This window comes from uncultured Mucilaginibacter sp. (assembly GCF_903913935.1).
Lineage (GTDB): Bacteria > Bacteroidota > Bacteroidia > Sphingobacteriales > Sphingobacteriaceae > Mucilaginibacter.
Genome location: NZ_CAIWNH010000560.1, coordinates 1 through 2819 on the forward strand (window position 1 = coordinate 1; position 2819 = coordinate 2819).

Genomic DNA, 2819 nt, shown 5'->3' on the forward strand with positions numbered 1-2819 from the left:
AAGCCGAAATAATCGAGCCATAGTAACGAGAAGTTAAGCCAGTCTCAATCGATGTTCCTGAGTCAATCTGCGCCCAGTTCACGTTGGAAGCAACCGAGTAAGTTACCGACCAGGCATCAGCGACTACACCACCACGAGTAGTAGTTGAAATACCAGTGATTGCAGTAGAAGCCGTAGCCACTCTTTGCTGGATGTTAAATCCACCATTCGTAATAACGTTACGGTCTACAAGTCCGTGATTGTTTAATACGTTAATAATCCCCGCCGCGTCAATCTGGTTTGTGCGGATAGCAGTCGAATCAACATAAATGTTATTTATTGTTGATGCGGGCGTACTTGGTGCCGCTGTATTTACTAACCCTAAATTACTCATAAAATCCTCATTGTTGCGCCTAAGCCTATTGAAGTGGTTGTGCCTAATGGAATCTGATAATAATCAGCTACAATTAAAGAACCATTCGCCGGTATTGAACTACTTGAATCGGGAAGCTTTGTATCTATTACTCCACCGTTTACACTCCAGAATCCGGTAGCACTAATACCACCACGATTATTAGCTGCTAATGTTCCACCAGTATTAAAAATTAATGACTTTGCAGACACTGAAACCAAATTGAGATCAGCTAATGAAGTAAACAGTGGATAATTAAGCTTCCTTAAAACGTCCTGAGAAACCAATTCAAAAATTTCTATTTCTTCTTTCGTCAGCTCCTTATGGAATTTGCCTGTATTGTTACTAATGATCGGTTTTTCAAGATTTTGCCACATTTCACCGGCGGCCGCAGTAGTTTTTGATTCGTTAGAGTGATAAAAATCAAGCATGTTCTCAGAATAAGGTATATCCAAAAATCTGCACAATTTCCTGATAACCGCTTCAGGCTGTTGGATCAGCGTTTCATAATTAAGAGAAAAAAAACGATCCTCACCTATTGATTCAGCTAATTTTATGCAGGCTGCCTGGTCTTTCGTCCATTGACTGGCCAGGTTATAAATATGTTTTTCTCCAACTATCGTTTTTTTAAAGGATACCGCTACATCTCTGCCATCCCTGTACAGATAGATATATTTTAAACCTGGGTTATACTTTTCCAGTTCATCGGCATAATGAACGTTCGCCATGCTTTTGCAGCACCAGTATTTTGCGTTTTTATGAATAGCGGCTTGTTCATAAACAAGCCTGTTTATTTCAAAAAGGCTATAGCTTTGAGAATTCTCAAATATCCAATCCCTGTTAAGCTTTATGCCCTCCCATGGAACCGGGTTAGCCTCAACATAACTAACCACATCGTTTATCAGTGCTTTATAAGTGTTTGTATCAAGCTCTCCATAAAGCTGCAATAAGGGAACAAACGTAACCAGTATATGCGGCGGATGCGGCGATGCGATCTCAGCCGATTGATCCAATATTACCCTTAACAGGTTTGAACCCGATCTTTGGGTGCCGATTATTTGAATACCGGATGGTTTTTTGAAATTGCTCATGTTAAATATACTTTGTTATTACGCCTAATGATATTGACGCTATGATTAAATAAACCGGGCTTATTTTATATTTAAAACTCAGAATTAATGCAGCTACGGCTATTAATATGATGCTTATTGATAGGGGCTGCAATATTAAGATCCGTACTGCAGATGAGATGATAAGGCCGATAACCACCACCTTTATACCAACGATCATGTTTTTAACCAAGTGATGATCTTTTGTTTTCTTAAACGCTTTGGCAACTATTATCATTAAAATTGCCGAAGGTGCGAACATGGCGATGGTTGCGACTATCGCTCCAAAAATACCCGCCAGTTTGTAGCCGATAAATGTAGCGCTCACCAGAATGGGCCCCGGGGTAGCCTGGCTAAACGCGATGGCATCAATAAATTCCCTTGAAGTAAGCCAGTGCAGATCATTTACAAATAAAGATTGCATTAATGGGATCATCACATAGCCACCTCCAAATAAAGAAAGGCTTATTCCCGAAAAAGCTACTACTATTTTCAGTAGTGAGTTATTAAAATTCCTGAAAGTGTTAGTGATAAATAAAAACTCATTAACAGCTAATAAGCCAATAAGCAGGGCATAAACCGGGCGAACTTTACTTTTGACATTTAGGCGATCAAGCGTTAAAGCATTGGCATATTTATCCTGTTCAATAAAAAGGCCAAGGATTGCCCCCGTACAGATAAAAGCGATAGTGATTAAATAATTATTTGTTATAGAGATAATTACGACAGTAAAAAAACAAAGTGCCGCCTTTTTGTAGTTTCTCCCAATCTCCTTTTTATATAGCTGAAAGCCTGTTGATAAGATAATTCCGCTTACCACTGCACCAACATAATACATGATCTGGGCCCACTCAATTTTATAAGCGTAGGTAAAATAAGTCCATGATAAAATGAGCATCAAGGTACAGGCGGGCAATAAAACAGCCAGCGTACTGACAATGGCCCCAATTTTGCCTTTAAGATGATAACCAATATAGGCCACAATATTTACCGCTACCGGGCCTGGCAGCAGGCTGGCTACGGTTATACTATCGAGTATAACCTCATTATTTACAGTTTCATCTTCGTCAACCATAATGCGCTGCACCAACGAAACCAGTGCCATGTAACCACCAAAACTTACGCAGCCAATTTTCAAAAAAGTATAAAAAAGGTAGCCAAGGCTTATCTTTTCTTTCTCATACCTGTTTAAAATATTTTCTGCCAATTGCATTGGGATTGCAAATTTCTGTCCTTAACTGTCAAATTGTAGTAGTAAGTTTTTTTGAATTTACCTATAAGCCCTTTTATTTAACTTGATAGCTTAACGCAAACGTTTG

The 2819-nt window shown here is 39.1% G+C and carries 3 protein-coding genes; all 3 read right to left on the reverse strand.

The features are described 5' to 3' along the window. Positions 1-373 (reverse strand): hypothetical protein (locus QZY09_RS22745; protein ID WP_295676497.1); only part of this gene is annotated, 373 nt, incomplete at its 3' end. After that, a complete protein-coding gene (locus tag QZY09_RS22750; protein ID WP_295676500.1) occupies positions 370-1482 on the reverse strand; it encodes a sulfotransferase in 1113 nt (370 codons plus the stop codon). The genes QZY09_RS22745 and QZY09_RS22750, both read right to left, overlap by 4 nt. Position 1483: 1 nt before the next feature. Then, on the reverse strand, positions 1484-2713 hold the full coding sequence (chrA, locus tag QZY09_RS22755; RefSeq protein ID WP_295676502.1) for a chromate efflux transporter: 1230 nt from the start codon (positions 2711-2713) through the stop codon (positions 1484-1486). Positions 2714-2819 lie beyond the last annotated feature (106 nt).